Source organism: Dactylosporangium salmoneum (assembly GCF_039532525.1).
Lineage (GTDB): Bacteria > Actinomycetota > Actinomycetes > Mycobacteriales > Micromonosporaceae > Dactylosporangium > Dactylosporangium salmoneum.
This window is the reverse complement of record NZ_BAAARV010000030.1, coordinates 56,799-81,148: the sequence shown is the minus strand read 5'-3', so window position 1 is coordinate 81,148 and position 24,350 is coordinate 56,799. Positions and strand designations below refer to the sequence as shown.

Annotated in this window: 25 protein-coding genes; 17 read left to right on the top strand and 8 right to left on the bottom strand. The window is 72.0% G+C overall.

The window, feature by feature from the left end; genetic code table 11:
* Positions 1-811: 811 nt before the first annotated feature.
* Both ABD352_RS20530 and ABD352_RS20525 read right to left on the bottom strand, forming a co-directional pair.
* The gene (locus ABD352_RS20530; RefSeq protein WP_344614039.1) at positions 812-1,510 is read right to left on the bottom strand and encodes a futalosine hydrolase; all 699 of its coding nucleotides are present in this window, start codon (positions 1,508-1,510) and stop codon (positions 812-814) included.
* A 208-nt stretch (positions 1,511-1,718) separates the two neighbouring features.
* Complete coding sequence (locus ABD352_RS20525; RefSeq protein WP_425553578.1) at positions 1,719-3,488, bottom strand: MFS transporter; 1,770 nt, start codon at positions 3,486-3,488, stop codon at positions 1,719-1,721.
* Positions 3,489-3,560: 72 nt separating this feature from the next.
* On the opposite strand from ABD352_RS20525, the gene ABD352_RS20520 reads away from it, so the two are divergent.
* Positions 3,561-4,412, top strand: coding sequence for a DUF3027 domain-containing protein (locus ABD352_RS20520; RefSeq protein WP_344614038.1), 852 nt, complete (start codon positions 3,561-3,563; stop codon positions 4,410-4,412).
* Positions 4,399-5,091, top strand: coding sequence for a DUF6597 domain-containing transcriptional factor (locus ABD352_RS20515; RefSeq protein WP_344614037.1), 693 nt, complete (start codon positions 4,399-4,401; stop codon positions 5,089-5,091). Before ABD352_RS20520 ends, ABD352_RS20515 begins: the two co-directional genes overlap by 14 nt.
* Before the next feature lie 100 nt (positions 5,092-5,191).
* Here the strand turns inward: ABD352_RS20515 and ABD352_RS20510 are convergent, their stop codons facing one another.
* Entirely contained in the window at positions 5,192-5,584 is a 393-nt protein-coding gene (locus ABD352_RS20510) for a VOC family protein (protein ID WP_344614036.1), read from the bottom strand.
* A 9-nt stretch (positions 5,585-5,593) separates the two neighbouring features.
* Positions 5,594-5,833, bottom strand: coding sequence for a DUF2530 domain-containing protein (locus ABD352_RS20505; RefSeq protein ID WP_344614093.1), 240 nt, complete (start codon positions 5,831-5,833; stop codon positions 5,594-5,596).
* 140 nt (positions 5,834-5,973) lie between these two features.
* Between ABD352_RS20505 and ABD352_RS20500 the strand changes: the two genes are divergently transcribed.
* The 5 genes from ABD352_RS20500 to thpR all read left to right on the top strand — a co-directional run bounded on the left by ABD352_RS20500 (position 5,974) and on the right by thpR (position 10,470).
* A complete protein-coding gene (locus ABD352_RS20500) occupies positions 5,974-6,414 on the top strand; it encodes a MarR family winged helix-turn-helix transcriptional regulator (RefSeq protein ID WP_344614092.1) in 441 nt (146 codons plus the stop codon).
* Positions 6,411-7,715, top strand: coding sequence for an MFS transporter (locus tag ABD352_RS20495; RefSeq protein ID WP_344614035.1), 1,305 nt, complete (start codon positions 6,411-6,413; stop codon positions 7,713-7,715). The genes ABD352_RS20500 and ABD352_RS20495 overlap by 4 nt, the downstream gene beginning before the upstream one ends.
* Positions 7,716-7,748: 33 nt before the next feature.
* A complete protein-coding gene (locus ABD352_RS20490; RefSeq protein ID WP_344614034.1) occupies positions 7,749-8,714 on the top strand; it encodes a maleylpyruvate isomerase N-terminal domain-containing protein in 966 nt (321 codons plus the stop codon).
* Positions 8,715-9,365: 651 nt separating this feature from the next.
* Positions 9,366-9,896, top strand: a complete 531-nt coding sequence (locus ABD352_RS20485) for a hypothetical protein (protein WP_344614033.1) — start codon at positions 9,366-9,368, stop codon at positions 9,894-9,896.
* A gap of 28 nt (positions 9,897-9,924) precedes the next feature.
* Positions 9,925-10,470 carry an RNA 2',3'-cyclic phosphodiesterase gene (gene thpR, locus ABD352_RS20480; RefSeq protein WP_344614032.1) on the top strand — a complete coding sequence of 182 codons (546 nt, stop codon included), beginning with the start codon at positions 9,925-9,927 and terminating at the stop codon, positions 10,468-10,470.
* 194 nt (positions 10,471-10,664) lie between these two features.
* Here thpR and ABD352_RS20475 read toward each other — a convergent pair whose 3' ends face one another.
* The 4 genes from ABD352_RS20475 to ABD352_RS20460 form a co-directional block, all read right to left on the bottom strand.
* Positions 10,665-11,651, bottom strand: a complete 987-nt coding sequence (locus ABD352_RS20475; protein ID WP_344614031.1) for an aldo/keto reductase — start codon at positions 11,649-11,651, stop codon at positions 10,665-10,667.
* Positions 11,652-11,675: 24 nt separating this feature from the next.
* On the bottom strand, positions 11,676-12,770 hold the full coding sequence (gene sepH, locus ABD352_RS20470) for a septation protein SepH (protein WP_344614030.1): 1,095 nt from the start codon (positions 12,768-12,770) through the stop codon (positions 11,676-11,678).
* Positions 12,771-12,888: 118 nt separating this feature from the next.
* Positions 12,889-14,007: a phosphoserine transaminase gene (serC, locus tag ABD352_RS20465; RefSeq protein WP_344614029.1), complete on the bottom strand. Its 1,119-nt coding sequence runs from the start codon at positions 14,005-14,007 to the stop codon at positions 12,889-12,891.
* Positions 14,008-14,094: 87 nt separating this feature from the next.
* Positions 14,095-15,201: a citrate synthase 2 gene (locus ABD352_RS20460; protein WP_344614028.1), complete on the bottom strand. Its 1,107-nt coding sequence runs from the start codon at positions 15,199-15,201 to the stop codon at positions 14,095-14,097.
* A 183-nt stretch (positions 15,202-15,384) separates the two neighbouring features.
* Between ABD352_RS20460 and pdxH the strand changes: the two genes are divergently transcribed.
* The 10 genes from pdxH (at position 15,385) to ABD352_RS20410 (ending at position 24,270) form a co-directional block, all read left to right on the top strand.
* A complete protein-coding gene (pdxH, locus tag ABD352_RS20455; RefSeq protein WP_344614027.1) occupies positions 15,385-15,990 on the top strand; it encodes a pyridoxamine 5'-phosphate oxidase in 606 nt (201 codons plus the stop codon).
* Positions 15,987-17,246: an MFS transporter gene (locus ABD352_RS20450; RefSeq protein ID WP_344614026.1), complete on the top strand. Its 1,260-nt coding sequence runs from the start codon at positions 15,987-15,989 to the stop codon at positions 17,244-17,246. The genes pdxH and ABD352_RS20450 overlap by 4 nt, the downstream gene beginning before the upstream one ends.
* 16 nt (positions 17,247-17,262) lie before the next feature.
* Complete coding sequence (locus ABD352_RS20445; protein WP_344614025.1) at positions 17,263-18,198, top strand: aldose 1-epimerase family protein; 936 nt, start codon at positions 17,263-17,265, stop codon at positions 18,196-18,198.
* 9 nt (positions 18,199-18,207) lie between these two features.
* Complete coding sequence (locus tag ABD352_RS20440; RefSeq protein WP_344614024.1) at positions 18,208-18,825, top strand: nitroreductase family protein; 618 nt, start codon at positions 18,208-18,210, stop codon at positions 18,823-18,825.
* Positions 18,826-18,882: 57 nt separating this feature from the next.
* On the top strand, positions 18,883-19,173 hold the full coding sequence (locus tag ABD352_RS20435) for a type II toxin-antitoxin system VapB family antitoxin (RefSeq protein ID WP_344614023.1): 291 nt from the start codon (positions 18,883-18,885) through the stop codon (positions 19,171-19,173).
* 18 nt (positions 19,174-19,191) lie between these two features.
* A complete protein-coding gene (locus ABD352_RS20430; RefSeq protein ID WP_344614022.1) occupies positions 19,192-20,364 on the top strand; it encodes an acyl-CoA dehydrogenase family protein in 1,173 nt (390 codons plus the stop codon).
* A 73-nt stretch (positions 20,365-20,437) separates the two neighbouring features.
* Positions 20,438-21,247: a DUF4230 domain-containing protein gene (locus ABD352_RS20425; RefSeq protein WP_344614021.1), complete on the top strand. Its 810-nt coding sequence runs from the start codon at positions 20,438-20,440 to the stop codon at positions 21,245-21,247.
* Between the two features lie 160 nt (positions 21,248-21,407).
* On the top strand, positions 21,408-22,739 hold the full coding sequence (locus ABD352_RS20420; RefSeq protein WP_344614020.1) for an ABC transporter ATP-binding protein: 1,332 nt from the start codon (positions 21,408-21,410) through the stop codon (positions 22,737-22,739).
* Between the two features lie 27 nt (positions 22,740-22,766).
* Positions 22,767-23,777: a hypothetical protein gene (locus ABD352_RS20415; protein WP_344614019.1), complete on the top strand. Its 1,011-nt coding sequence runs from the start codon at positions 22,767-22,769 to the stop codon at positions 23,775-23,777.
* A 28-nt stretch (positions 23,778-23,805) separates the two neighbouring features.
* Positions 23,806-24,270, top strand: a complete 465-nt coding sequence (locus ABD352_RS20410; protein WP_344614018.1) for a DUF4442 domain-containing protein — start codon at positions 23,806-23,808, stop codon at positions 24,268-24,270.
* The last annotated feature ends 80 nt before the right edge of the window (positions 24,271-24,350 follow it).

The window sequence follows — 24,350 nt, the reverse complement described above, 5'->3', positions numbered from 1 at the left end:
CGAATCTAGACCTCGGGGCGCAGCCCGCACCCCGAGTCACGAAACCCCCGGTGTGACCCTCGCGACTCTCCCGCCCCACCGCCCGGGATGCCCGCTCCGAAGCTGAGCCCTCGGGTTCGCCACCACCTCGCCGCCGCGGTCCGGCCACGGCCGCAACGCCCCCGCGATCGATCCCGCCACGCGCCACGCGAACCACCAGGCCCCGCTCCGCCGCGCGTCCTGGGCTGTTGGCTCGCCGCGCGTCGGGGGCTGTTGGCTCGCCGCGCGTCGGGGCTGCTGGCCCGCCTCGCATCCCGGGCCGCTGCCCCGCCGCGCGCCGGGGGCTGCTGGCTCGCCGCGCCCTGGGCTGTTGGCCCGCCTCGCATCCCGGGCCGCTGCCCCGCCGGGCCTCCCGGGGCTGCTGGCCCGACTCGCGGCCTCGGCCCCGGCCGGTCCGCCGCCGCGTGAGGCCCGGCCACCTCCAGTTCAGCCCGGGCTCGACCACCCCTGACCCGGCTCGGGACGTGTCTCGTTGGCGCTGCACTCGCCCGGGTCGGCTCCGTCGGGATCAGCCCACGCCGCGTTGCCCCGAGCCCATCTCGGGTTGCCCGCAGCGCCATGCCAGACCTCGGGTGTCCCCGCCACCCGACCTGGGTGCCGCGCGGCCGTCTCCAGCGCCCTGGTGGCCCCGCAGCGGTGCGCCTGACCACGGGTGTCCCGCTACCCCGCGACCGCCCCCTCGATGCGGGGTGCCCCGACGCCGTGCCGCCCCGTCGTCCTGCCCCGGTGGACCGCCCTGTGCCCCGCCCGGCCGGGGGTGACCCCTGGCGGGTTAGAGGCCGCGCCCGGTCAGGATGGCGAAGGTCTCGCGCAGGGTGGCGAGGGCCTGCGGGATGCGCCAGGCGGCGCGGTCGCGCGGCCCGACGGCGTTGGAGACCGACCGGATCTCGCCGAAGGCGGCGGCCGGCCACAGGCGCGCGGCGGTGGCGACGCCGAAGCCCTCCATCGCCTCGGCGACGGCGTCGGGGTGGCGCTTCTCGATCAGCTCCTTCGAGTGGGCGGTGCCGGTCACCGTCGACACGGTCAGCACGGGCCCGCCGACGGCCTCGGGCAGGGCCTGGCGCAGCTGCCGCAGCAGCGCCGGGTCGGCGTCGTGCCGGGACGTGCCGAAGCCCAGGTCGTCCACGCTCTGGTACCCGTCCGGCCCCTCGGCGCCGAGGTCGGCCGCGATCGACTCGGTCGCCACGACCAGCCCGCCGATCTCGACCCGCCCGGCGAACCCGCCCGCGATGCCGGCCGACACCACCACGTCGAACGGCGCGCCCTGCTGCATCGCCATGGTCAGGAACTGCGAGGTCACCGCCGCCGCAGCCGCCGGACCGACGCCGCAGGCCACCACGACGACCGGCGCCCCGGTCTCGAGCGCATCGGGCGCCTGCCCGTCGACGCCGAGCCCGCCGAGCACCGCGGCCCGCTCCGCCTCGACGGCGGTCACGATCAACGCCCGCTCGTACCCGAGGAATCGCCTCATCCGTTGTCCCCCTCCAGCCGGGTCCCCGACCCGTTCCCCCATGACCGCCGCGCGCTTCCAAGCCCCGCGCGCCCGCCGCCGCCAACACCGAGGCCGCGCCCGATCGACCAGCCCGTGCCACTCACGACCGGCCCCCGTGGCATAACCGTCAGAGCCGGTGAGTACCCACGCGGTGCAGGTGGCAATCCGCGGCCCGGCCTGCGGCCGCTCATCGGTCGTCGTCCCGGAGGCGGGCGGTCGGATCGGTGCCCGACGGCCGGTACAGCGTGTACCCCGGCGGCGCCAACGGCGACCCGCCGTCCTCGCCGTCCACCGTGGGCATCTTGCGCGTCGCGGTCGGCGCGGCCGCCGGCTCCGGCTGCGCGCGCTCGCGGTCCGCCTCGGCCGCCGTCTCGCCCGCCGTGGTCCGCCGTCGCCAGCCGAAGCGCCGCCGCTCCCCGTCGTCGTCGGCCGGGGCCGGTCGCGGCACGGTGACCGTCTCCGCGGGCCGCGGCACCGTGGTCGCGTCTCCGGCCGGCATCCGCGCCGTCGGGGGCGCCTGCCCGCCGGAGGCCCCGGCGGCAGCGGTGCCCGAGGACGCGGCCGCCGGCGTGGCGACCGTGGTGGCGTCGGAGGCGGCGACGTCGGGCGGGGCCCCGCGCAGCCGCTCCTTGCGCAGCACCACCGCGGAGTACACCGCGCGCACCGCGCCCAGCGTCGCGAACGCGGCGGCGAGCAGCAGCCCCCACGAGCCGCCGAACGGGATGAGGCCGACGGCGCCGCCCAGCACCCAGGCGATCATGAGCAGTGTCTCGGAGTGGGCGAAGGCGCTCGCCCGGACGTGCTCGTCGACCCGTTCCTGGATCGAGGCGTCGAGGGCGAGCTTGGCCAGGCCGCTGGCGATGGCGGTGAACAGGCACAGCAGGGCGATCGTGCCGAGCGAGTTGCGCTGCGCGGCCAGGATCGCCACCAGGGCGGTGAGCACGATGCCGACCCCCTGCAGCAGCGCCGGCCGGTGGATGCGCAGCCGCGTGCCGATCGCGGTGGCCAGGAAGGACCCGACGCCGAGCGCCGCCGCGACGACCACGATCGCCTGCTGCTGGGAGAGCTGCCAGGCGGCGAGCCGGACCGGCACCGTGCCCGCTTTGACGGCGAAAGCGAGGTACAACGTCAGGAACCCGAACAGGGCCCTGAGCGTGGCCCCGCCGATCAGGGCGGCCACCACCACGCGGCCACTGAGGACCTTCACCCCGCGGCGGCCCATCGGCCGCAGGATGCTCGGCATCGTCTCCGGCGGGTCGGAGTCGGCGCGGGGCGGCAGGCGCAGGGCGGTGACCATGCCGTAGAGGAAGACCAGGATCGCCAGCCGCAGTGGCCACGGCGCCCCGAACTGCCCGAACAGGAGGCCGACGGGGAGCACGATGGCGCCGGCGAACGTGCCGAACACCGAGGCCCGCGCGCCCGCCTCGGACAGGCCGAGGCCCGCCGGCAGCAGGCGCGGCACGGCGGCGCTGCGGGCCACGCCGTAGGCCCGGGACAGCACGAGCATGCCGAACGCGGCCGGATAGAGCGCCCAGCCGGTGAGGTGCTCGGAGAGCATGAACGCCAGGAACGCCCGGCCCAGCATGGTCACGGCCAGCGCATATCGCCGGCCGTGGCGGAACCGGTCGAGGACGGGGCCGATCACCGGTGCGAGCAGCGCGAACGGCAGCATCGTGACGACCAGGTAGAGCGCGACGCGGCCCCGGGCGTCCCCGGCCGGCACCGAGAAGAAGATGGTCCCGGCGAGACCGAGCGCGACCAGGGTGTCCCCGGCGCAGGACGCCGCGTGCAGATCGAGCAGTCGCAGCATGCCCGTCTCGCCGCCGGCCCCGCGCTCGCGGACCCGCAGGATGTTGCGCCCGAGGAACCGGCCGGCCCTGGTCGTGCCGACGGTCGCGACCCGTGCCGCACGCACGGTGGTGACCACGGTCTGAGCCACTCCTCGAATCACGGACATGCCACCATCCTGAACCATGGGTACGACAGTTTCGGGGGCGCGCCGGGGCCGCCGTGCCCACAGGGCGTGGCGATGAGGAACAATGGTGGAGTGACTGCCTCGACTGCACCCGCGCGCGGAAGCGGCCGCGCCGCCAAGCCCGACCAGGTCCTGACGGACGCCGTCGAGGTCGCGCTCCAGGGTCTGGACGTCGTCGATCCGGATCACATCGGCGAGCACCTGGGTGTCGTCGCCGAGGGTGAGCGCCTCGTCACGCATTTCTTCGAGTGCGGCCTGCCCGGGTACCGCGGCTGGCGCTGGGCCGTCACCGTCACCCGCATTCCGCGCAGCAAGCAGGTCACGATCTGCGAGTCGACGCTGTTGCCCGGCCCCGACGCGCTGCGCGCGCCGGAGTGGGTGCCCTGGCAGGAGCGGCTGCAGCCGGGCGACCTCGGCGTGGGCGACCTGCTGCCGACCCCGTCGGACGACCCGCGCCTCCAGCCCGGTTACGTGCAGTCCGACGATCCCGCGGTCGAAGAGGCCAACTTTGAGCTGGGCCTCGGCCGCACCCGCGTGCTGTCCCGCGAGGGGCGCCTCGACGCGGCCCAGCGCTGGTACGACGGCGACCGCGGCCCCAACGCGCCCATCTCCGTCGCCGCCCCGTCCTCGGCCCGCTGCGGCACGTGCGGCTTCTACCTGCAGCTGGCCGGCTCGATGCGGCAGGCGTTCGGCGTGTGCGGCAACGAGTACGCGCCCGACGACGCGCAGGTCGTCTCGGTCGACCACGGCTGCGGCGCGCACTCCGAGGTCCTCGTCGAGCAGGTCCAGCCGGTCGACGAGCTGCCGACGGTGTTCGACGACAGCGAGGTCGAGGCGGTCTCCGTGAGCCGCGCCTCGGGCTCGGTCGACGCCGACGAGCCGGCCGAACCCTATGGGCACGGCTGAGTCGAACTACACAGAGCGACCGTCCCGTATACCCGGTGCGGTCGTCTGGCGGCTCGCCCCCCATCGGTCCCACTCGAGCCGTATCCTTCCCGACGGCTGCATGGACGTCATCCACTCCGACGGCGAGCTGTTCGTCGCCGGGCCTGACACGACCGCGCATCTGACGTGGAGTGCCGCCGGCCGGCGCTCCACGGCGGTGCGGTTCGCGCCCGGGACCGGACCGGCGTTCCTCGGTGTGGCCGCCAGTGAGCTGCGCAATCGGCGGGTTCCGCTGCGGGACCTGTGGCCGTCCGGGCGTGTGCGCCGGCTGACCGAGCGGCTCGACGAGGCCTCCGACCGGGCGTCGCTGCTGGAGGACGTCCTGCTCGCGGTGGAGGCCGACCCCGATCCGCTGGCCACGCGGGTGCTCGCCCACCTGCGCACCGGGCACCCGGTCGCCGGCGTGGCCGCCGAAATTGGCATGAGCGAGCGACAACTGCATAGGCGCGGATTGTTCCTCTACGGATACGGTCTCAAGACCCTCGACCGTATCCTCCGGCTCAACGGCGCCCTCGATCAGGCACGCCGCGGGATGGCCTATGCCGCCGTCGCCGCGAATTCGGGTTATGCCGATCAGGCCCACCTCTCGCGCGAGGTGAAGGCGCTGACCGGAATAACCCTCAGTGAATTACTGAAATGATTCTGGGCTCCGGTCCGTACAACTGGAGACCGTTGCTCCCGTCAGACACCGGTCGGCCCCTGGGGGGCCTCCCTACCGGCTCCGCCGTGGCAAGAGCAAATTACGACAGGGACGCATACAGGTCGATGCCGTTGCCGTCCGGATCGTGCACGACGGCGTACCGCTGACCCCAGAAGGCATCCCAAGGCGCCTTGTGGCCGTCGTACCCGGCCGCGACCAGCTCGTCGTGAACCTTGTCCACGTCGGCCGGCGAGTCGCATTCGAAGGCGAGCCCGATCCGCCCGCCCCCGACCGGCGGCGTCCATTCGGGGTCGAACGAGTGGATCGTCGCCACGGTGTCCCACGCCAGCTTCACGCCGCCGGGCAGCACGTGCTCGACGTGCGGGTTGGCGTCCTCCGACGCGGGCACATCGAGCCCGAGGCGGCGGTAGAACGCGAGCGAGCGGGCCATGTCGGCCACGACGATGCCGATGACGTTGAGTCGAAGTGCCATGGCTCCAAGCTAGGGGGCGGCCGGCTCGTCCGTCTTGAAGGAATCGGACGCCGCCCGCGCCCGGCGCCGCCGCCGGTTCCGGTCGTGCACGATCATCGTGAGCAGCCCCGGGATGCCCCACAGTGCGCCCGCGATCGCGATGTGCAGCCAGTCGCCGCGCCCCGAGTCGGCCAGCCGGTCGTGGAACGGCAGCATGATCAGCGCGGCGATGACCCACAGCACGATGCCCGCCACGGCGAAGGGCACCATCGGCGGGTCGAGCGGCTTGGGTGGCTGGGAGGGCCTCGTCACGCTGATCACGGTACTCGCCCGGTGGCGTCACCCGCAGGTGCATGGTGACCGATGGCACAGGTCGTTAGCCATGCTCATTAGGTAAGCTAACTAACGTGATGGTCCGGACCCCCAAGCTCGCGGCCGCCCAGCTCGCGGCGGCCCTGCGCGACAGCATCACCCGGCTGAACCGGCGCCTGCGCCAGGCACGGCCGATGGGCGATCTCACGATCACTCAGCTGTCCGCCCTGACGAGCCTCGAGCTGGGCGGCGCGCTGACGCCGCGCGAGCTCGCCGAGGTCGAGCGGGTCCAGCCGCCGACCCTCACCAAGATCGTCGCGAAGCTGGAGGAGCGCGGACTGGTCCAGCGCTCACCGCACCCGACCGACGGCCGGCAGGTTCTGCTGTCCGCCAGCGAGTCGGGCCGCGCGGTCGTCGCCGAGCACCGCCGCACCCGCGACGAATGGCTCGCCAAACAGCTCATGGCCCTCACGCCGGAGGAGCGCGAGGTGCTGACCAGGGCCGCCGAGATTATGGGGAGGATCGGACGCAGCGCATGACAGGTACCACGTTCGGCTCTTTGCAAGTTCGCAACTATCGGCTCTTCTCCATCGGTCAGCTCGTCAAGCTTCTCGGCACCTGGATGCTTTTCACCGCGCAGGACTGGCTCGTCCTGCAGCTGTCGAACAATTCCGCCTCCGCATTGGGCGTCGTCACTGCGCTGCAGTTCATGCCGGTTCTGCTCCTCACGTTGTACGGCGGGCAGCTGGCCGACCGGTTCGACAAGCGACGCCTGCTCCTCCTGGCCAATGCGGCCTCAGCGGTGGTCGCCACCCTGCTCGGTGCGCTCGTGGTCTCCGGCCTGGCCAACCTGTGGTGGGTCTTCGTGACGGCCGCCCTCTTCGGCGTCATCAGCGCGATCGAGACCCCGGTGCGCCAGTCGTTCGTCTCCGAGCTGGTCGGCAGGGAGCTGCTGCCCAACGCGCTGTCGCTGTCGTCGGCCACCTTCAACACGGCCCGCATCGTCGGCCCGGCGCTCGCCGGCGTGATCATCGCTGTGCTGCACGACCGCACCGGCCCGATCTTCCTGCTCACCGCCATCCTGTGCACGGCCCCGCTGCTCTGCCTGTCGCGGATGCGCACCGCGGAGCTGTTCCGCGTCGAGGGGACGACGGTGTCGGCGAGCGAGGCGCGCACGATCGACGGGTTGAAGTACGTCTGGCAGCGCCCCGACCTGAGCCTCGCCATCCTGCTCGTGCTGATCGTCGGCCTGTTCGGGTTCAACTTCCAGCTGACCCTGGCGGTGCTGGCGAGGGTCGAGTTCCGGGTCGACGCGAAGTACTTCGGCCTGCTCACCACCGCCATCGCCATCGGCGCCCTGGCCGGCGCGCTGGCCAGCTCCCGGCGCCGCAACCGCCCGTCGGTGTACCGCATCCTCGCCGCGGCCATCCTCTTCGCCGGCTTCGAGACGCTCGTCGGGTTCGCCCCGAACTTCGTGACCGCGGTGATCCTGCTCGTCCCGACCGGCTTCTTCATGATCTACTTCGCCCAGGCCGCCAACCAGCGAGTGCAGCTCGGCACGGACGCCGCCTTCCGCGGCCGCGTGATGGCCCTCTACGTGCTGGTGTTCCTCGGCACCACCCCCATCGGCTCGCTGATCATCGGCTGGTGCGCCGAGCGCTACGGCCCCCGCTCCGGCCTGTGGCTCGGCGGCCTGATCTCCCTGCTCGCCGCCCTGGCCGTGGCCATCGTCCAGCTGCGCCGCGTGCGGGGCCACATCCACGTCGGCCTGCGCCCTCGCCTGCACGTGCGGGTGCACGAGACGGCTGGAGTTCCCGCGGTACGGCCAGCCGTGCGCTGACTTTTTGTCGTACCCATGTGGTTGAGTCGGGGCATGGAACGTTCGCGCTTGCTCCAGTGCCTCGCCTTCGACTACATGCGCCTCCGCGACGTCGCCGGCACGGGCCTGACCGCCGCGGTGCCTAGCTGCCCAGGCTGGACCGTTGCCGACCTGGTTCGCCACGTCGCTCAGGTCTACCTGCACAAGGCCGCGGTGATGCAGACAGGCGCCTGGCCCGACCCGTGGCCGCCCGCCGAGGTCGAGACGGAGGAGCCGCTCGCCCTGCTCGACCGCGGCTACGCCGCCCTGACCCACGAGTTCTCCCGGCGCGGCGACACCGACCCCTGTCAGACCTGGCACGGCCCAGACCAGACGGTGATGTTCTGGATCCGCCGCATGGCCCAGGAGTCCGTCATCCACCGCCTCGACGCCGAGCTGGCCCACCACGCCGATCCCGATCCCATCCCCGCCGACCTGGCGGTGGACGGCATCGACGAGATCCTGCAGCTGTTCGTCGCCTACCTGGTGAAGACCTACCCGGAGGAATTTGCCGCCGTCCTGTCCGGCATGGGGGCCCACTCGGTCCGCATCGAGGCCACCGCCCCCGTTTCCCCCGCCGCCTCGCCGTCCACCCTCGTGACCGCCTACGCGGCCGCGGCAACCGCCTCCACGGCCACGGCCGGCCCACCGCCGGCGCCGCCCTCGGCCCTGGACGGCTCCTCGCCTGACCCGCTGCCCGGCTCCTCGGCGACCGGCTCCGGGGATGCGTCCGCGGCGCCGGTGATCGCCGCCTGGCTGATGCGGATCGGCCCTGACGGCGTGGTGGCCACCGCCCTCGCACCCCAGGCCACAAGCACCTCGGCCGACGCGGTGGTAACGGGCCCTGCGGACCACCTTCTCCGGTGGCTCTGGGCACGCGAATCAATCCCAATGACCGATGTGCATTCGCCGATCCGGGTGGATGGTGACGAGGAGGCCATCAAAGGACTTCGAGCCCTTCTGACGGCGGCAACGCAGTAGCAACGGACCGGCCGCTCCCGCGCGCGGGCCAAGCCCCGACCGGGCGGCGGCGGTGAGGCCGGGCAGGCGGCGGCGAGGGGGCGCCGCCTGCCCGACCCCATCACCGGCCCGTTCGACCCGGGTGCCGGCTCCCCGCCGCCTTTACCGAACCCGCTGCGCTCCGCACGAACCTCCCGTCGGCCCGGGCCACCTCCGTCGGCGCGACCGGCTAGGACCGCACCCGGACACGGGCGCCGCGGCGGGCTTCTGCGGCCTGTCCGGCCCGCGACCGGACAGGCTCCCCGCGACCGGACAGGCTCCCCGCGACCGACTCGGCCCTCGCGGCCGGTCCAGACTCTGTGCCCGGCTACTTCCCCGCGCTCACATCGGTTCTCAGGAGGCCCGGGGCCTGGGGTTCCGTGGCCGGTCGAGGTTCTGCGGCCCCCTAACCGCCCCTGAGGCGGTCACGCCGACCAAAGTGACTCGGCCGGGTCCCAGGTCAGGGGCGTGACCCGGGCTGCGTCGAAGCGGGCGCGGGTGACCCCTGGCCCAGGTCGTGGCCCTCGCCCCTGCGGACGAGCGGCGTGGTTCCGCCGGGATGGCGCGAGGTTGGCAAGAAAGGAAAGGAGTGAATCGGTAGCGATCGCTTTCTTGTGAGCCTAATCTCAGTTTGTGGGCGTGTTGCACGGCCTGCTGGTGGCCGGCGTCATCGGGCTGATCGCCGTGGCGCCGTGTCTCGTCTGTGCCCTGCTGCTGTCGGCCGACGAGATCATCTCGCGCGGGGTCGAGGGGGCGCGGCGTTGGCTGCCGTGGCGGCGGCGCCGGAGGTCGGTGCTCGGCGGGCGGTGGAGCGCGACGAGGCTGGGGCGAAGGTGGCAGCTCAGCCGGTTCGGGCGCGGGGTCGACGAGGTCACGCGCGTCCGGCCACCGCGAGCCGCCGGGCCGCCGATCGAGCAGGTGGCGGGCGACCTGCGCCGGCTCAACCAGCTGCGGCAGAGCGTGGCCAAGCGGTCGCGGGTGTGGTTCGTGGCGGTGCAGGAAGCGTACGACGAGGGGCTGCGCACCGCCTGCGCCCAGCTCGACGTCGAGGAGCATCTGCAGGAGCTCGCCGGCGTGGACCTCGAGCTCGAACGCCTGCGGGTCGAGGGGGAGCTGCAGCGGGCCGGGCTCGTCCTGCGCAACTTGGGCGCTCAGCAGCGCTGAGGCCGCCCCGAGGCGCGAGGATGGGGCGGTGAGGGTCTTCATGGCGGCGTACCCACCGCCGGACGTGCGCGAGCACTTCAAGCAGATGGTGGACGGCCTGGCGATCGCGCGGCCGCGGGAGCGCTCCGTCCGCCTGGCCACCCCCGACCGGTGGCACATGACCGTGGCGTTCATCGGCGACGTGGCGGACGAAGGGCCGTCGGTCGAGGCGCTGCAGGAGCTCGCGGGAGTCACGCCGCCGACGGTGCGCATCGCGGGCGGCAAGACGATCGGCCGCGGCCGGTTCAGGCATCTCGTCGCGGGGCTCGAGAGCGACGACCTGCGGCCCCTCGGCGCGGCCACGCGAAAGGCGCTCAAGCGGCGCCGGCTGCCGTACGACAGGCGGGACTGGCAGCCGCACGTCACGATCGCGCGGCCGGGGGAGGTGCTCAGCCGGGAGGAGCTGAGCGAGGACCTGGCGATCCTGGCCGCCTACCGGGGCCCGCTGTGGCGCGTGGACGAGGTGCGACTCATGCGCAGCCACCTCGGCCCCAAGCCGGAGTACGAGATCCTGGCAGCCGTGGCACTGGGCTGACCAGCGCCAGGGCCGAGAACCGAGTACGAGACCGCAGCGGCCGTAGCGCCGGGTTGGCCAGCGCCAGGGGCCGGAGTACGAGACCGCGGCCGGCCGTGGCACCTTGTTGGCCAGGGCCAAGGCCGGGAACCGGAGTACGAGATCGCGGCCGGCCGTGGCGCCGGGTTGGCCAGCGCCACGGCCGAGAAGCGGTCCTACCAGGCCCAGGCCTCCGGGCCCGCGCCGCCATTGCCGACGGGCGGGAACAGCTCGTCCAGGCGGTCCAGCGTCTCCTGCGACAGCTCCAGCTCCAGCGCCCCGAGGGTGCTGTCCAGCTGCTCCATCGTGCGAGGGCCGATGATCGGGGCGGTCACGGCCGGCTGGGCCAGCAGCCACGACAGGGCCAGGTTGGACGGGGTGGCACCCAGGTCCGCGGCCAGCTTCTCGAAGGCCTCCAGGGCGACGCGGTGCTTCTCCAGGTCGTCGGCGGCGCGGCCCTCGCCCGTGCGGGCCGCCGAGCCGGCGGCGAGCTTGGCCAGGGCGCCGCTCAGCAGGCCGCCGTGCAGCGGGGACCAGGGGATGACGCCCAGGCCGTAGTGGCGGGCGGCCGGCAGGACCTCCAGCTCGACCGTGCGGGCCATGAGGTTGTAGATGCACTGCTCGGCGACGAGGCCCAGGAAGTGCCGCGAGCGGGCCGACTCCTGGGCGGCGGCGATGTGCCAGCCGGCGAAGTTGGAGGACCCGACGTACAACACCTTGCCCTGGGCGACGAGGACCTCCATCGCCTGCCAGATCTCCTCCCAGGGCGTGGTCCGGGAGATGTGGTGCATCTGGTACAGGTCGATGTAGTCGGTCTGGAGGCGCTTCAGGGATGCGTTGGCCTCGGCGATGATGTGGCGCGCGGAGAGGCCCTGGCCGTTGGGCCATTCCTGCATCTTGCCGTAGACCTTGGTGGCCAGCACGACCTTCTCGCGGCGGCCGCCGCCCTGGGCGAACCAGCGGCCCAGGATGTTCTCGGTGACGCCCTCGCCCAGCTTCCAGCCGTAGACGTTGGCGGTGTCGAAGAAGTTGATGCCATGGTCCAGCGCGCGGTCCATGATCGCGAAGCTGTCGGGCTCGGTGGTCTTGGGGCCGAAGTTCATGGTGCCCAGGCACAGCCGGCTGACGGAGAGGCCGGTCCGGCCGAGGTTGGTGTACTCCATGTACACCAACCTACGGCCTGTGGATCAGCTCGTCTCGCGGGCCGCCGGGGCGCCGCCGAAGAGGACGTCGTCCCAGCTCGGCAGGCGCTTGCGCGGCTTCTCGGCGGTCGCCGAGGGCTGCTCGACCGCGGCCGCGGCCGAGGCGGTGTTGCGCCGCGGGCGGAGCACGGCCAGCGAGGGCACGGCCGGGATCTCCTTCGCCGGGTCGGTGCCGTCGTCGTCGAACGGGGAGCGGCCGATGAGCGCGGCCGCGCCGCGTGCGCGGTTGTCGTGCTTCACCGGCGGCGGGGTCACCACCGGGTCCTCGGCGGCCGCCGCCGGGGTGTTGCCGAGCGGGCGGTCCAGCGACGCCAGCAGCGCGTCCCGGCCGGCCCGGATCGGGTCGTTGCCCAGCGTGCGGCCGCCCGGGCGGCGCTCCGGCGCGGCCGGGCGCATCGGCTCGTGGCCGCCGCTGCGCACGGCGTCGGGGCGCAGGCCCAGGTCGCCGCGGCTGGTCTCGCCGCGGGCCGGCGTGGCGCGCTCGGCCGCCGGGGGCTCCTGGCCGAGGATGCCGGGGCCGCGCTCGGTGCACAGGTACTGCGCCATGTCGTCGTGCGGCGCCACCAGCTGACGGGCCTTGTCCAGCTCCCAGACGGCCTGGGCGGTCGCCTTGCCGCTGGGCCAGGTCGCGGTGATCCGCCAGGTGCCGTCCTCGCGCCGGTACGCGTCCCAGGAGATCTTCTCGGTGTCGATGCCGTGCTGGCCCAGCCGGGTGTCCACGACCTCGGCCAGCGAGGAGCCCTTCTCCGAGGTCTTCAGCCGGGTGCGGCGGGCGTGCTGGGCGAGCATCGCGCGCTCCTGCAGCACCGGGCCGGCGTAGCGCAGCACGCGGTCGACGGGCACGCCGGCCACCCGCGCGACCTCCTCGGCCGACTCGCCGGAGCGGATGCGGGCCTGGATGTCGCGCGGGGCGAGCTGCGAGGAGCCGGTCTCGACGGTGCTGGTCGGATGGCTGTGATCGGGGCGCAGCGCACTCTGCACACGTTCGTCGATGGGCAGCGCCAGCAGCCGCCCAACCTCGTCGGCCAGGACGAACGCCTGCCCGTCCTCCGAGAGGGCGACGAATCGCACAGGCCGCATAGCGTGCCTCCGTCCCACCCGCTTCAGGCGCCTTTCGGCCGGCGCCTTCTGGTTACAGTACGGCAACCCTAGCTGGACGGACGCGCGCCGCGCCGACGAAAAAGCGAAACCCCGCTGATCAGAGCCGTTCGATGACGTAGTCGATGCAGACCGTCAGCGCCTCGACGTCCGCCGGGTCGACGCCCGGGAACATCGCGATCCGCAGCTGGTTGCGGCCGAGCTTGCGGTACGGCTCGGTGTCCACGATCCCGTTCGCGCGCAGCGCCTTGGAGATCGCGGCCGCGTCGATCGAGGCATCGAAGTCGACCGTCCCCACGACGTTGGAGCGCACCGCCGGGTCGGCGACGAACGGCGTCGCGACGGGGGAGCGATCGGCCCAGCCGTAGAGGATCGAGGCCGACTCCTCGCTGCGCTTGGCCGCGAACGACAGCCCGCCGCCGGCGAGCATCCAGTCGATCTGCTCGGCCATCAGGAAGATGGTGGCCAGCGCCGGGGTGTTGTAGGTCTGCTCGAGCCGCGAGTTGTCGATCGCCGTCTGCAGGTCGAAGAAGTCCGGGATGTACCGGCCGGACTCCTTGATCTCCGCGGCGCGCGCGATGGCGGCGGGCGACATGAGCGCGATCCACAGCCCGCCGTCGGAGCCGAAGCCCTTCTGCGGCGCGAAGTAGTAGACGTCCGTCTGGCTGACGTCCACATCGAGGCCGCCGGCGCCCGACGTCGCGTCCGTCAGGTGCAAGGCGCCTTCATCGGTACCGCCGAGCCGCTGGACCGGCACCGCGACGCCCGTCGAGGTCTCGTTGTGCGGCGAGCAGTAGGCGTCGATGCCCTCCTCGGCCCGCAGGAACGCGCCGGTGCCGGGCTCGGCCTTGATCACGGTCGGCTCGCCGAGGAACGGCGCCTTCTTGGCGGCCGAGGCGAACTTGGCGCCGAACTCGCCGAAGCTGGCGAACTGCGCCCGGTCGCGGATCAGGCCGAAGACCGCGATCTCCCAGAAGGCGGTGCTGCCGCCGTTGCCGAGCACGACCTCGTAGCCGTCCGGCAGGCTGAACAGGTCGGCGAGGCCGCGGCGGAGCCGGGCGACCTGGTCGCGGACCGGCTTCTGCCGGTGGCTGGTGCCCATCCAGGTGGTGGCCAGGTCGGCGAGCGCTCGCACCCCCTCGGGCCGCACCTTGCTCGGGCCGGACCCGAAGCGCCCGTCGGCGGGCTTGATCTCATCGGGGATGCGGATTTCAGCCATGGAGTACTCCGGGGTGCGGCGGGCGTGACGGGTACCTCGCGGATCCTGCCACTTTCCACGCCGCACCCCCGAAGAAAATAACCAGGGTCACACGCCGTGCGGGATCCTGTCCCAACCCTCGACATCCTGCGGCTTGCGAGGCGCGGGCCCGACGTACGTCGCCGACGGCCGGACCAGGCGGCCCAGCTCCTTCTGCTCCAGGATGTGGGCGCTCCAGCCGGCCACCCGGGCACAGGTGAACATCGACGTGAACATGTGCGCCGGTACCTCGGCGAAGTCGAGCACCACGGCCGACCAGAACTCGACGTTGGTGGCGAGCACCCGGTCGGGCCGGCGGGCGTGCAGCTCCTCGAGCGCCGCCTTCTCCAGCGCCTCGGCGATCTCGAAGCGCGGCGCGCCGAGCTCCTTGGCGGTGCGCCGCAGCACGCGGGCGCGGGGGTCCTCGGCGCGGTACACCCGGTGGCCGAAGCCCATGAGGCGCTCGCCGCGGTCGAGGACGCTCTTGACGTACCCCTCGGCGTCCCCGCTGCGCTCGACGGCCTCGATCATGCCGAGGACCCGCGACGGCGCGCCGCCGTGCAGCGGGCCGGACAGGGCGCCGATGCCGGAGGAGATGCACGCGGCCGCGTCGGCGCCCGTGGAGGCGACCACGCGGGTGGTGAACGTGGAGGCGTTCATGCCGTGCTCGGCGGCGGAGATGAAGTAGGCGTCGACCGCCTTGACGTGGCGCGGGTCCGGCTCGCCCCGCCAGCGGCGCATGAAGCGCTCGACGATGGTCTCGGCCTTGTCGATTTCCTTCTGCGGTACGGCGGGCAGCCCCAGCCCCCGCGCCGCCTGCGCGACGAACGACAGGGCCGTGACGCTCACCCGGGCGAGGTCCTCGCGCGCCTGCGGCGTCTCGATGTCCAGCAGCTGGCCCAGGCCCCAGTAGGGCGCGAGCATCGCGACCGCGGACTGCACGTCAACCCGGATGTCGCCCGAGTGCACGGGCACCGGGAACGGCTCGGCCGGCGGCAGGCCCGGGCCGAACTTCCCGTCGACCAGCAACGCCCAAACGTTGCCGAAGGACACCTGGCCGATGAGATCCTCGATGTCGACGCCGCGATAGCGCAGCGCGCCGCCTTCCTTGTCGGGCTCCGCGATTTCGGATTCGAAGGCGATTACGCCCTCGAGTCCCGGCTTGAAATCGGACATCACGCACTCCTGCTGAATCGGGGTGTCAACGCTCCCTTTGGACATCCTCGCCCCGGGCACTGCCGGCTGCCGACTGAACGGTGGCTCAGATGTGTCCTGCATGACACATCTTCACGCAAATCCGATCGCCGGAGGAAGGATGTGAGCGTGAGACCCAGCACATCACCGCAAAATTTGTCGCGCATGCGCACCGAGTACGAGGGCCAGTTCGACGAGGAATCGATCGCCGGCAACTGGCTCGACCAGTTCGCCACCTGGTTCGCCGATGCCATCGAGGCCGGCCTCCCGGAGCCCAACGCGATGCTGCTGGCCACCGCCGACGCGGACGGGCGCCCGTCGGCCCGGACCGTTCTCCTCAAAGGCTACGACCAGAGGGGCTTCACCTTCTTCACCAACTACGAGTCGCGCAAGGGGCGCGACCTCGCCGGGAACCCCCGGGCGTCGCTGGTCTTCCCGTGGTACCACCTCCACCGTCAGGTCATCGTGAGCGGCGCGGTGCGGAAGGTCTCGCGGGAGGAGACCGAGGAGTACTTCGCGGTCCGCCCGCGGGGCGCCCAGCTCGGCGCGTGGGCCAGCCCCCAGTCCAGCGTGATCGGCTCGCGGGCCGACCTGGAGCGATGGTGGGAGGAGGCCGGCGAGCGCTTCGGTGACGGGCCGGTCGACCCGCCGCCGCACTGGGGCGGCTACCTCGTGGCGCCGGACGAGGTCGAGTTCTGGCAGGGGCGGGCCAGCCGCCTGCACGACCGGCTGCGCTTCCGCGACGGCAAGCTCGAGCGGCTCGCGCCGTGACGGCGGTCGAGGAAGAGAACAAACAGGAGGCCGGGGGCTGGCTGCGCCGGCACGCCATCGACATCAGGCCGTTGAAGCATCCGGCGTACCGCCGCATCTTCGTCGGCAACGCGGTGTCGTTCTTCGGCGTGCAGTTCACGGCCGTGGCGGTACCGGTGCAGGTCTACGCCATCACGAAGTCCGCGCTGTGGGTCGGCGTGTCGAGCTTCGTCGGCCTGGTGCCGCTCATCGTGTTCTCCATCTGGGGCGGCGCGATCGCCGACGCCTACGACCGGCGCAAGGTCCTGGTCGTCAGCTCCACCCTGATGTGGCTGACCACGCTCGGCCTGCTGGCCCAGGCGGTGCTGCACCTCGACAACGCCTGGCTGATGCTGGCCCTGATCGCGGCCCAGTCCGCGGCCTTCGGCATCAACAGCCCCGTCCGCCAGGCGATCATCCCGGCCCTCGTCAGCGGCGAGGAGGTGGCCGCGGCCAACACGCTGGGCTTCACGGTGTCCAACGTGGCGGCGATCGGCGGCCCGGTCGGCGCCGGCGTGGTGATCGCCGCGTTCGACTTCTCCGCCGCCTACGCGGTCGACGCCGTGCTCTTCACCGTGGTGCTCTGGGCCGCGCTGCGCCTGCCCGCGCTGCCGCCCACCGGTTCGAGCAACCGCGCGGGAGTACGTGACGTGCGCGACGGGCTGCGCTTCCTGGCCGGGCACAGGCTCATCCTGCTCACCTTCGCCATCGACATCGCGGCGATGGTCCTGGCCATGCCGAAGGCGCTGTTCCCGGTCGTCGCCGACCAGCACTTCGGGGCGTCGTCGCTGGGGTGGCTGTACTCCTCGATCGCGATCGGCGCCGTGCTGGCCGGCGTGTCGTCGGGCTGGATCGGGCGGGTGCGCCGGCAGGGGATCGCGCTCGTGCTCGCCGTGGTCGGCTGGGGCCTCGCCGTCGCCGCGGCGGGCGCCGTCCCGTGGCTGTGGGCGTGTGTAGCTTTCATGGCGGTGGCCGGCGCGGCCGACATGATCAGCGGTGTGTACCGCCAGACCGTGCTGCTCAGCGCTCCCGACGCGATGCGCGGCCGGCTGCAGGGCGTCTTCTTCGCGGTGGTGGCCGGAGGTCCACGTCTGGGTGACCTTCGGGCTGGATCCGTGGCCGACGTGACCAGCGCGAGCTTCTCGTGGGTCAGCGGCGGGATCGCGGCCGCCGTGGTGGCGGTCATCCTCGGGCTGACTTTTCCCGTCCTCCTCCGCTACACCGACACGACGCACTGAGGATATTGTCGCGCCCATGGAAACCGCCGCCTCCGCGCAGCTCTCGCACGCGCCCTCGGGTACACAGTGGACGATCCGCTCGGGCGGCCAGGAGGCCGTCATCGTCGAGGTGGGCGGGGGCGTGCGCACCTTCACCTCCGACGGGCGGGACGTCGTCGCCGGTTTCGACGAGCGCGAGCGCGCGGTCGGCTGCGCCGGCCAGGTGCTGGCGCCGTGGCCGAACCGGATCCGTGACGGGCAGTACGCCTTCGGCGGCGAGCACCTGCAGCTGCCGCTGACCGAGCCGGAGCGCCACAACGCCATCCACGGCCTGGTGAACTGGACCCGCTGGGAGGCCGTCGAGGTGGCCGAGGACCGCATCACGGTCGCGCACGACCTGGTGCCGCAGCCGGGGTACGCGTGGCCGCTGCGCCTGCAGACCACCTGGTCGGTGAGCGAGGCCGGGCTGAAGGCGGAGCACCTGGTGACCAACGGCGGCGACACGGCGGCCCCGTTCGGCCTCGCCACCCACCCGTACGTCCTCGTGCCCGGCGTGGCCGTGGACGACCTCACCCTGCGCGTGCCGGCCCGCAGCCGCCTGCTCGTCGACGCCCGCCTCCTGCCGATCGGCGCGGCCCGGGTGGCCGGCAGCGAGTACGACTTCACGGAGGGCCGCCGGCTCGGCGCCACCGTGCTCGACACGGCCTTCGGCGAGGTGGAGGCCGACGCCGACGGCGGCTCGCGGGTCGAGATCACCGCCCCCGACGGCCGGGGCGTCACCGTCTGGGCCGACGCCGCCTTCTCCTGGTGGCAGGTGTACTCCTCCGACACCCTCCCCGCCGACCGGCTGCGCAAGGCGCTGGCGATCGAGCCGATGACCTGCCCGCCCGACGCATTCCGGTCGGGTCGCGACGTGGTGACCTTGGACCCGGGTTCGAGCTGGCGTGGCACGTGGGGGATCCGCGCGATCTAGGCTGCATGCGTGGAGCTTTCCGAGGTGATCCGCCGGCGGCGGATGGTGCGCAACTACGACCCCGACCGTCCGGTGCCGGCGGAGACCGTCGAACGGCTGCTGGGGTACGCCACCCACGCGCCGTCGGCGGGCTTCTCCCAGGGCTGGGAGTTCCTGCTGCTCGACACTCCCGAGGACGTGGCCCGCTTCTGGGCCGCGACCTCGCCGGAGGAGCAGCTCCCGACGGGGTGGCTGGAGGGGATGAGCCGGGCGCCGGTCGTCGTCGTCCCGCTCAGCCACCGCGACGCCTACCTGGACCGCTACGCCCAGCCGGACAAGGGCTGGACCGACCGGGACGAGGCCCGCTGGCCAGTGCCCTACTGGCACATCGACACCGGGATGGCCAGCCTGCTGGTCCTGCTCGGCGCGGTCGACGAGGGCCTCGGTGCCTGCTTCTTCGGCATCACCCCGGACCGGATCGCGCAGTTCCGGACCGAGTTCGGGGTGCCCGAGGCCTACTTCCCGATCGGCGCGATGACCATCGGCTACCGGGCCCAGGACAAGCGCTCGCCGTCGCTCAAACGGGGGCGCCGGGAATCGCCGAGCATTACGCACCGTGGCAACTGGGGTAACCGAGACGACTCGTGATCCGCTTTTTGTCGCACCCAGTCGGTACCCTGGCACGGTCAGGGGGGTGAAACGTTCATGATCTTCAAGGCGGTCCGCGACGGTCGGCCGTATCCGGAGCATGGGCTGACACTGAAGCAGTGGTCCGAGATCCCGCCCCGTCCGGTGCGGCTCGACCAGCTCATCACCACCAAGCGTGAGCTCGCCCTGGACAAGCTGCTGGCGGAGGACTCGACCTTCTACGGCGACCTGTTCCCGCACGTCGTGCAGTGGGAGGGCGCCCTCTATCTGGAGGACGGCCTGCACCGCGCGCTGCGGGCCGCGTTGCAGCAGCGCACGTCCATCCACGCACGGGTACTGCAGGCGTAGACGCTTAGTCTGGGGGGCGTGACGACGACGCCGCGCCCCCTCGACCTGCTTGATCTCGACGGCCTGCACTCCGAGGAGGAGCTGGCCATCCGCGGCGTGGTCCGCCGCGTCGTCGACGATCACGTCCGGCCCAACGTGGCCGAGTGGTACGAGCGCGGCCAGGTGCCGGTCCGCGACCTCGCCAAGGAACTGGCCAAGGTCGGGCTGCTCGGCATGCACCTGGAGGGCTACGGCTGCGCCGGGGCGAGTGCGGTCGCCTACGGGCTGGCCTGCCTGGAGCTCGAGGCCGGCGACTCCGGGGTGCGAAGCCTGGTCTCGGTACAGGGATCGCTGGCGATGTTCGCGATCTGGAAGTACGGCTCGGAGGAGCAGAAGGACGAGTGGCTGCCGCGCATGGCGTCCGGCGATGCCATCGGCTGCTTCGGGCTGACCGAGCCCGACCACGGCTCCGACCCCGGCTCGATGAGCACGCGGGCCCGCCGCGACGGCGACGACTGGGTGCTCAGCGGCGGCAAGATGTGGATCACCAACGCGCCGGTGGCCGACGTGGCCGTCGTGTGGGCGCGCGCCGACGAAGGCGTGGTGGGTTTCGCGGTACCGCTGAACACCCCCGGCGTCAGCACCCGCGAGGTGCACCACAAGCTCTCCCTGCGGGCCTCCTGCACCGGGCAGATCTTCCTCGACGACGTCCGCCTGCCGGACTCGGCGCGGCTGCCGCTGGCCCGCGGGCTGAAGGCGCCGCTGTCCTGCCTCACCGAGGCCCGCTACGGCATCGTGTGGGGCGCGATCGGCGCCGGCCGCGACAGCCTGCACGCCGCGTTGGACTACGCCGGCGCCCGCGAGCAGTTCGGCCGCCCCATCTCCGGCTTCCAGCTCACCCAGGCCAAGCTGGCCGACGCCGCGGTCGAGCTGCAGAAGGGCTACCTGCTGGCGCTGCATCTGGGCCGGCTGGCCGACGCCGGCAAGCTGCGGCCGGAGCAGGTCAGCGTGGGCAAGCTCAACAACGTGCGGGAGGCCCTCGCCATCGCCCGGTCGTGCCGCACGATCCTCGGCGCCAACGGCATCAGCGCCGAGTATCCGGTCATGCGCCACGCCGCCAACCTGGAGACGGTGCTCACGTACGAGGGAACCTCGGAGATCCATCAGCTGGTCATCGGCCAGGCGCTCACGGGGGTGTCCGCGTTCTCCTGAGATCGACTCGCGACGTTTTGCGGCGGCCCTTACCGTTGACGGGGAGACGATCCTCCCATCAACGGAGTCGAGTATGGCCGACAAGGACGAGTCGAAGACCTCGGAGTACCCCGAGGTCACTTCCGGCGCCGGCTGGAACCCGCAGATAGGGGATCCGGTCGATCCGCGACCGAGTGAAGAGCGGCGCCCGATCGAGGGCCAGATCGTCGACAATCGCGAGCCGATCGTGATCAAGCAGGGCGGCGGCGCGATGCGCGGGCTGTTCTGGCTGGTCGCCTCGATCGGCCTGGTCGTCGCGCTGGTGCTCGGGGCCAAGACCATCGGGCTGTTCCCCGGGCTGAAGAACCCCTTCGCGCAGGAGCAGACCGACCGCAGCGGCCCGGCCCTGCTCAAGTCCGTGCAGGACCTCAACCAGTTCGTCGCCGCCGAGGGCAACTTCCAGGTCATCGTCGACGTGCAGAAGGACCGCAAGTACATCCCGGACTTCCTGCTCAACGAGCGCATCCTGTTCGTGGCCGCGGGCTCCGTCGAGGTGTACGTCGACTTCGCCAGCATCGGCCAGGGCGCGGTGAAGGAGTCGGAGGACCGTCGCACGGCCGAGATCAACCTTCCGGCGCCCCAGCTGCGGCCGGTCCGGATCGACAACGACCACAGCTACGTCTACCAAGAGGACCGCGGCGTCTTCAACCGCATCGGTGACGCCTTCAGTTCGGACCCGAACCGTCTGCAGGAGGTCTACAAGCTCGCCGAGCAGAAGATCGGCGACGCGGCCAAGGACGCCGGCCTGCAGAAGCGCGCGGAGGACAACACCCGCAAGATGCTCCAGCAGTTCCTGGCCGCGCTGGGGTACACATCAGTGACCGTGAACTTTGCGGCGGCCTGATCGTCGGCCCGAACTGCAAAGTTCCGTAACAGTAGTTGTGCGGTAACACCCCGAACACTGGTCATTCACCCGATGGACCAAGTTGCGTGCGCCTCATCACAGTATTTGACTCGGGGTAACTGGCCGATTCGCGAATTGCTGACCTGGGGCGGAGGTGACGGTGGCTACCGTCGCGCTCAAAGATGTGATGAAGGTATTCGCTGACGGCACTGTTGCCGTTGACCGTGTGAACCTGGACGTGGGCCAGGGCGAGTTCATGGTGTTGCTCGGCCCCAGCGGCTGCGGCAAGTCGACGCTGCTGCGCATGGTGGCCGGCCTGGAGGACCCCACCTCCGGCGCGATCATCATGGACGGCGAGCTGGCCAACGACCTGCCGCCGCGCGAGCGCGGGGTCGCCATGGTCTTCCAGGACTTCGCCCTGTACCCGCACATGACGGTCGGCGAGAACATCGGCTTCCCGCTGCGGCTGTCCGGCATCGAGCCTGAGCCCCGGGCCGAGCAGGTCGCCGAGGTGGCCAGCGCGCTGGGCATCGGCGACGTGCTGGCCCGCAAGCCCGGACAGCTCTCCGGTGGCCAGCGCCAGCGCGTCGCGATGGGCCGCGCCATCGTGCGCCGGCCGAAGCTCTTCCTCATGGACGAGCCGCTGTCCAACCTGGACAGCGGCCTGCGCGCCGAGCTGCGCGCCGAGATCTCCGGGCTGGTCCGCGAGCTCGGCGTGACCACGATCTACGTCACCCACGACCAGGCCGAGGCGCTGACCATGGCCGACCGGGTGGCGATCCTGCGCAAGGGCGTGCTGCAGGACGTCGGGACCCCGACGCAGGTGTACGGGCGCCCGGCGACGCTCTACGTCGCGGCCTTCCTCGGCAGCCCCCGGATGAACCTGCTCGAGGCCGAGGTGTACGTGCACCTCGACCGGCACATCGCGCTGCACATGGGCGACCAGGTGCTGCACCTGCCCTGGAACGACCTGCGCTCGCGGCAGGTGGCCCACTTCCACGGCGAGCGCATCGTCATCGGGGTCCGGGCGGAGGCGTTGACCCCGGTGCCGGACTCGACCACCGGCGACGTGTTGCGGGGCCGGATCCGGTACCTCGAGCACCACGGCCACGAGTCGCTGGCGTTCCTCGACATCGGGGCGACCGCGGTGATCGTCGACGAGATCGGCAAGCCGCCGACCGACGTGCCGATCAACGGCGGTGGCCTGCGCCGGTTCGTCAGCAAGTTCACCGGCCGCGGCTCCGGGGGCATGGACGACGAGCTCGTCGGCGCCGGCGTGAACGGGCGCGTCCCGCAGCAGCGCCGCCCGGCCAACCGCGAGAGTGTGCTGTCCGACCCGGGCCGGCACCACCGCCGCCCCGCGGAGCTGGCGGTGCGGCTCGCGCCGTACCCGAATGTCACGCACGGTCACCCCTTGACCGTCTCTGTGCGCATGGAAGCACTGCACTTTTTCGACGAAAGAGGACAACGCATCGACGTGGGCTGGCGCTGAGTGACAGGTATCACATAGCCTGCGCCGATGGCGGCCTATGGCGAGTCCGGTTCCGGTCTGCTCATCATCGAGCGCATCCTGCGCGATCGTGAGGGCATCTGGCGGCAGATCGGCGAAGAGCGAGACCTTGGCAAGCTGACGAAGCAGATGTTGTACAGCTCCGTGGTGGCACTGGCCTGCTACGGAGCTGTGCTCGGCGCCTCCAGCAGCGTCCTTCAGGCCGTGTTGTCGGCCGCGAAGCTGCCGCTGCTGTTCCTCATGACGCTGGCGATCTGCCTTCCCACGCTGTACCTGTTCAACTTGGTCTTCGGGGCCAGGCTGCAGGTCAAGCAGGCGTTGGCGTTGGTCATGGTCACGATCACGGTGACCTCGGTGCTGTCCCTGGCGTTCGCGCCCATCAGCCTGTTCTTCCTCATCACCGCGTTCAGCTACGAGTTCTACAAGATCCTGAACGTGGCCATCCTGACGCTGACCGCGTTCGTCGGCCTGCGGTTCCTCACCAGCGGCATGCGGGCCCTCAATGAGCACACGGCCAGGCTGGCCGCCGCCCGGCGGGCCGAGAAGGAGCGCATCGAGCGCGAGGAGGCCGTCGCCCTGGCGGCGCTGGCCACGCCCGACGAGAATGCGCCGGTCTCCCCGGCTCCGGCCCCGGCCCCCGAGCCCGTTCCTGTTGGCCCTGCCGCCCAGGTCGGCCCTGTTGCCGCTGCCGACCCGGTTGCCCCGGCGCATGGTGGGCCGGGGCAGCCGCTCGTCATGCCCGACGGCCGAACCATCTATCCGCTGGCCTATCCGCAGCCGCTGGTGCCCGTGATGCGCCAGCCCCAGGCCGTGCCGCCGCCGCTGGCACCGGGGGAGCGGCCGGCCAGCATGACCCTGCTCAACGTGTGGATCCTGCTGTTCGGCTTCGTCGGCACGCAGCTGGCCTGGACGCTGCGGCCATTCGTCGGCTCCCCGGGCGAGCCGTTCGAGATCTTCCGCAAGATCGAGGGCAACTTCTACGTCGACATCGTCCGGGCGATCGGCGAGCTGTTCTCCTGAGTTGCTACCCGCCGGTAACATCGCCGGCATGAGCATTGACTCGAAGGCGCTGGCCGAGGGCCTCATCTCGGCCGTGCCGTTCGCACGCACCGTCGGCATCGAGATCGCCGACGTGACGGTGGACGGCGACGACGTGCGGGCCGTCGCGACCCTCCCGGACGAGCCGCGGCTGCACAACCACGTGGCCGGCCCGCACGCCGGTGCCCTGTTCGCGCTGGGCGAGACCGCCTCCGGCGCGGTGGTGATGGCCGCCTTCGGCCCGCACCTCGCGGTCGGCACGCCGCTGGCGGTGCGCGCCGACATCGCCTACGCGAAGCTGGCCCGGGGCGCCGTCCGGGCCACCGCCACCCTCGGCCGGCCGGTCCAGGACGTGATCGACGAACTGGCCGCGGGCGGCCGCCCGGAGTTCCCGGTGGCCGTCGAGATCACCCGCGAGGACGGCGCGGTCACCACCACGATGACCGTCGTGTGGACACTGCGTCCCAACAACTGAGCGTTCGGGCGGTGGTACAAGCCGGTTAACTACTGGAAGGTTTCTTGACTATTACTGAGATGTGATGTGACCATCATCGC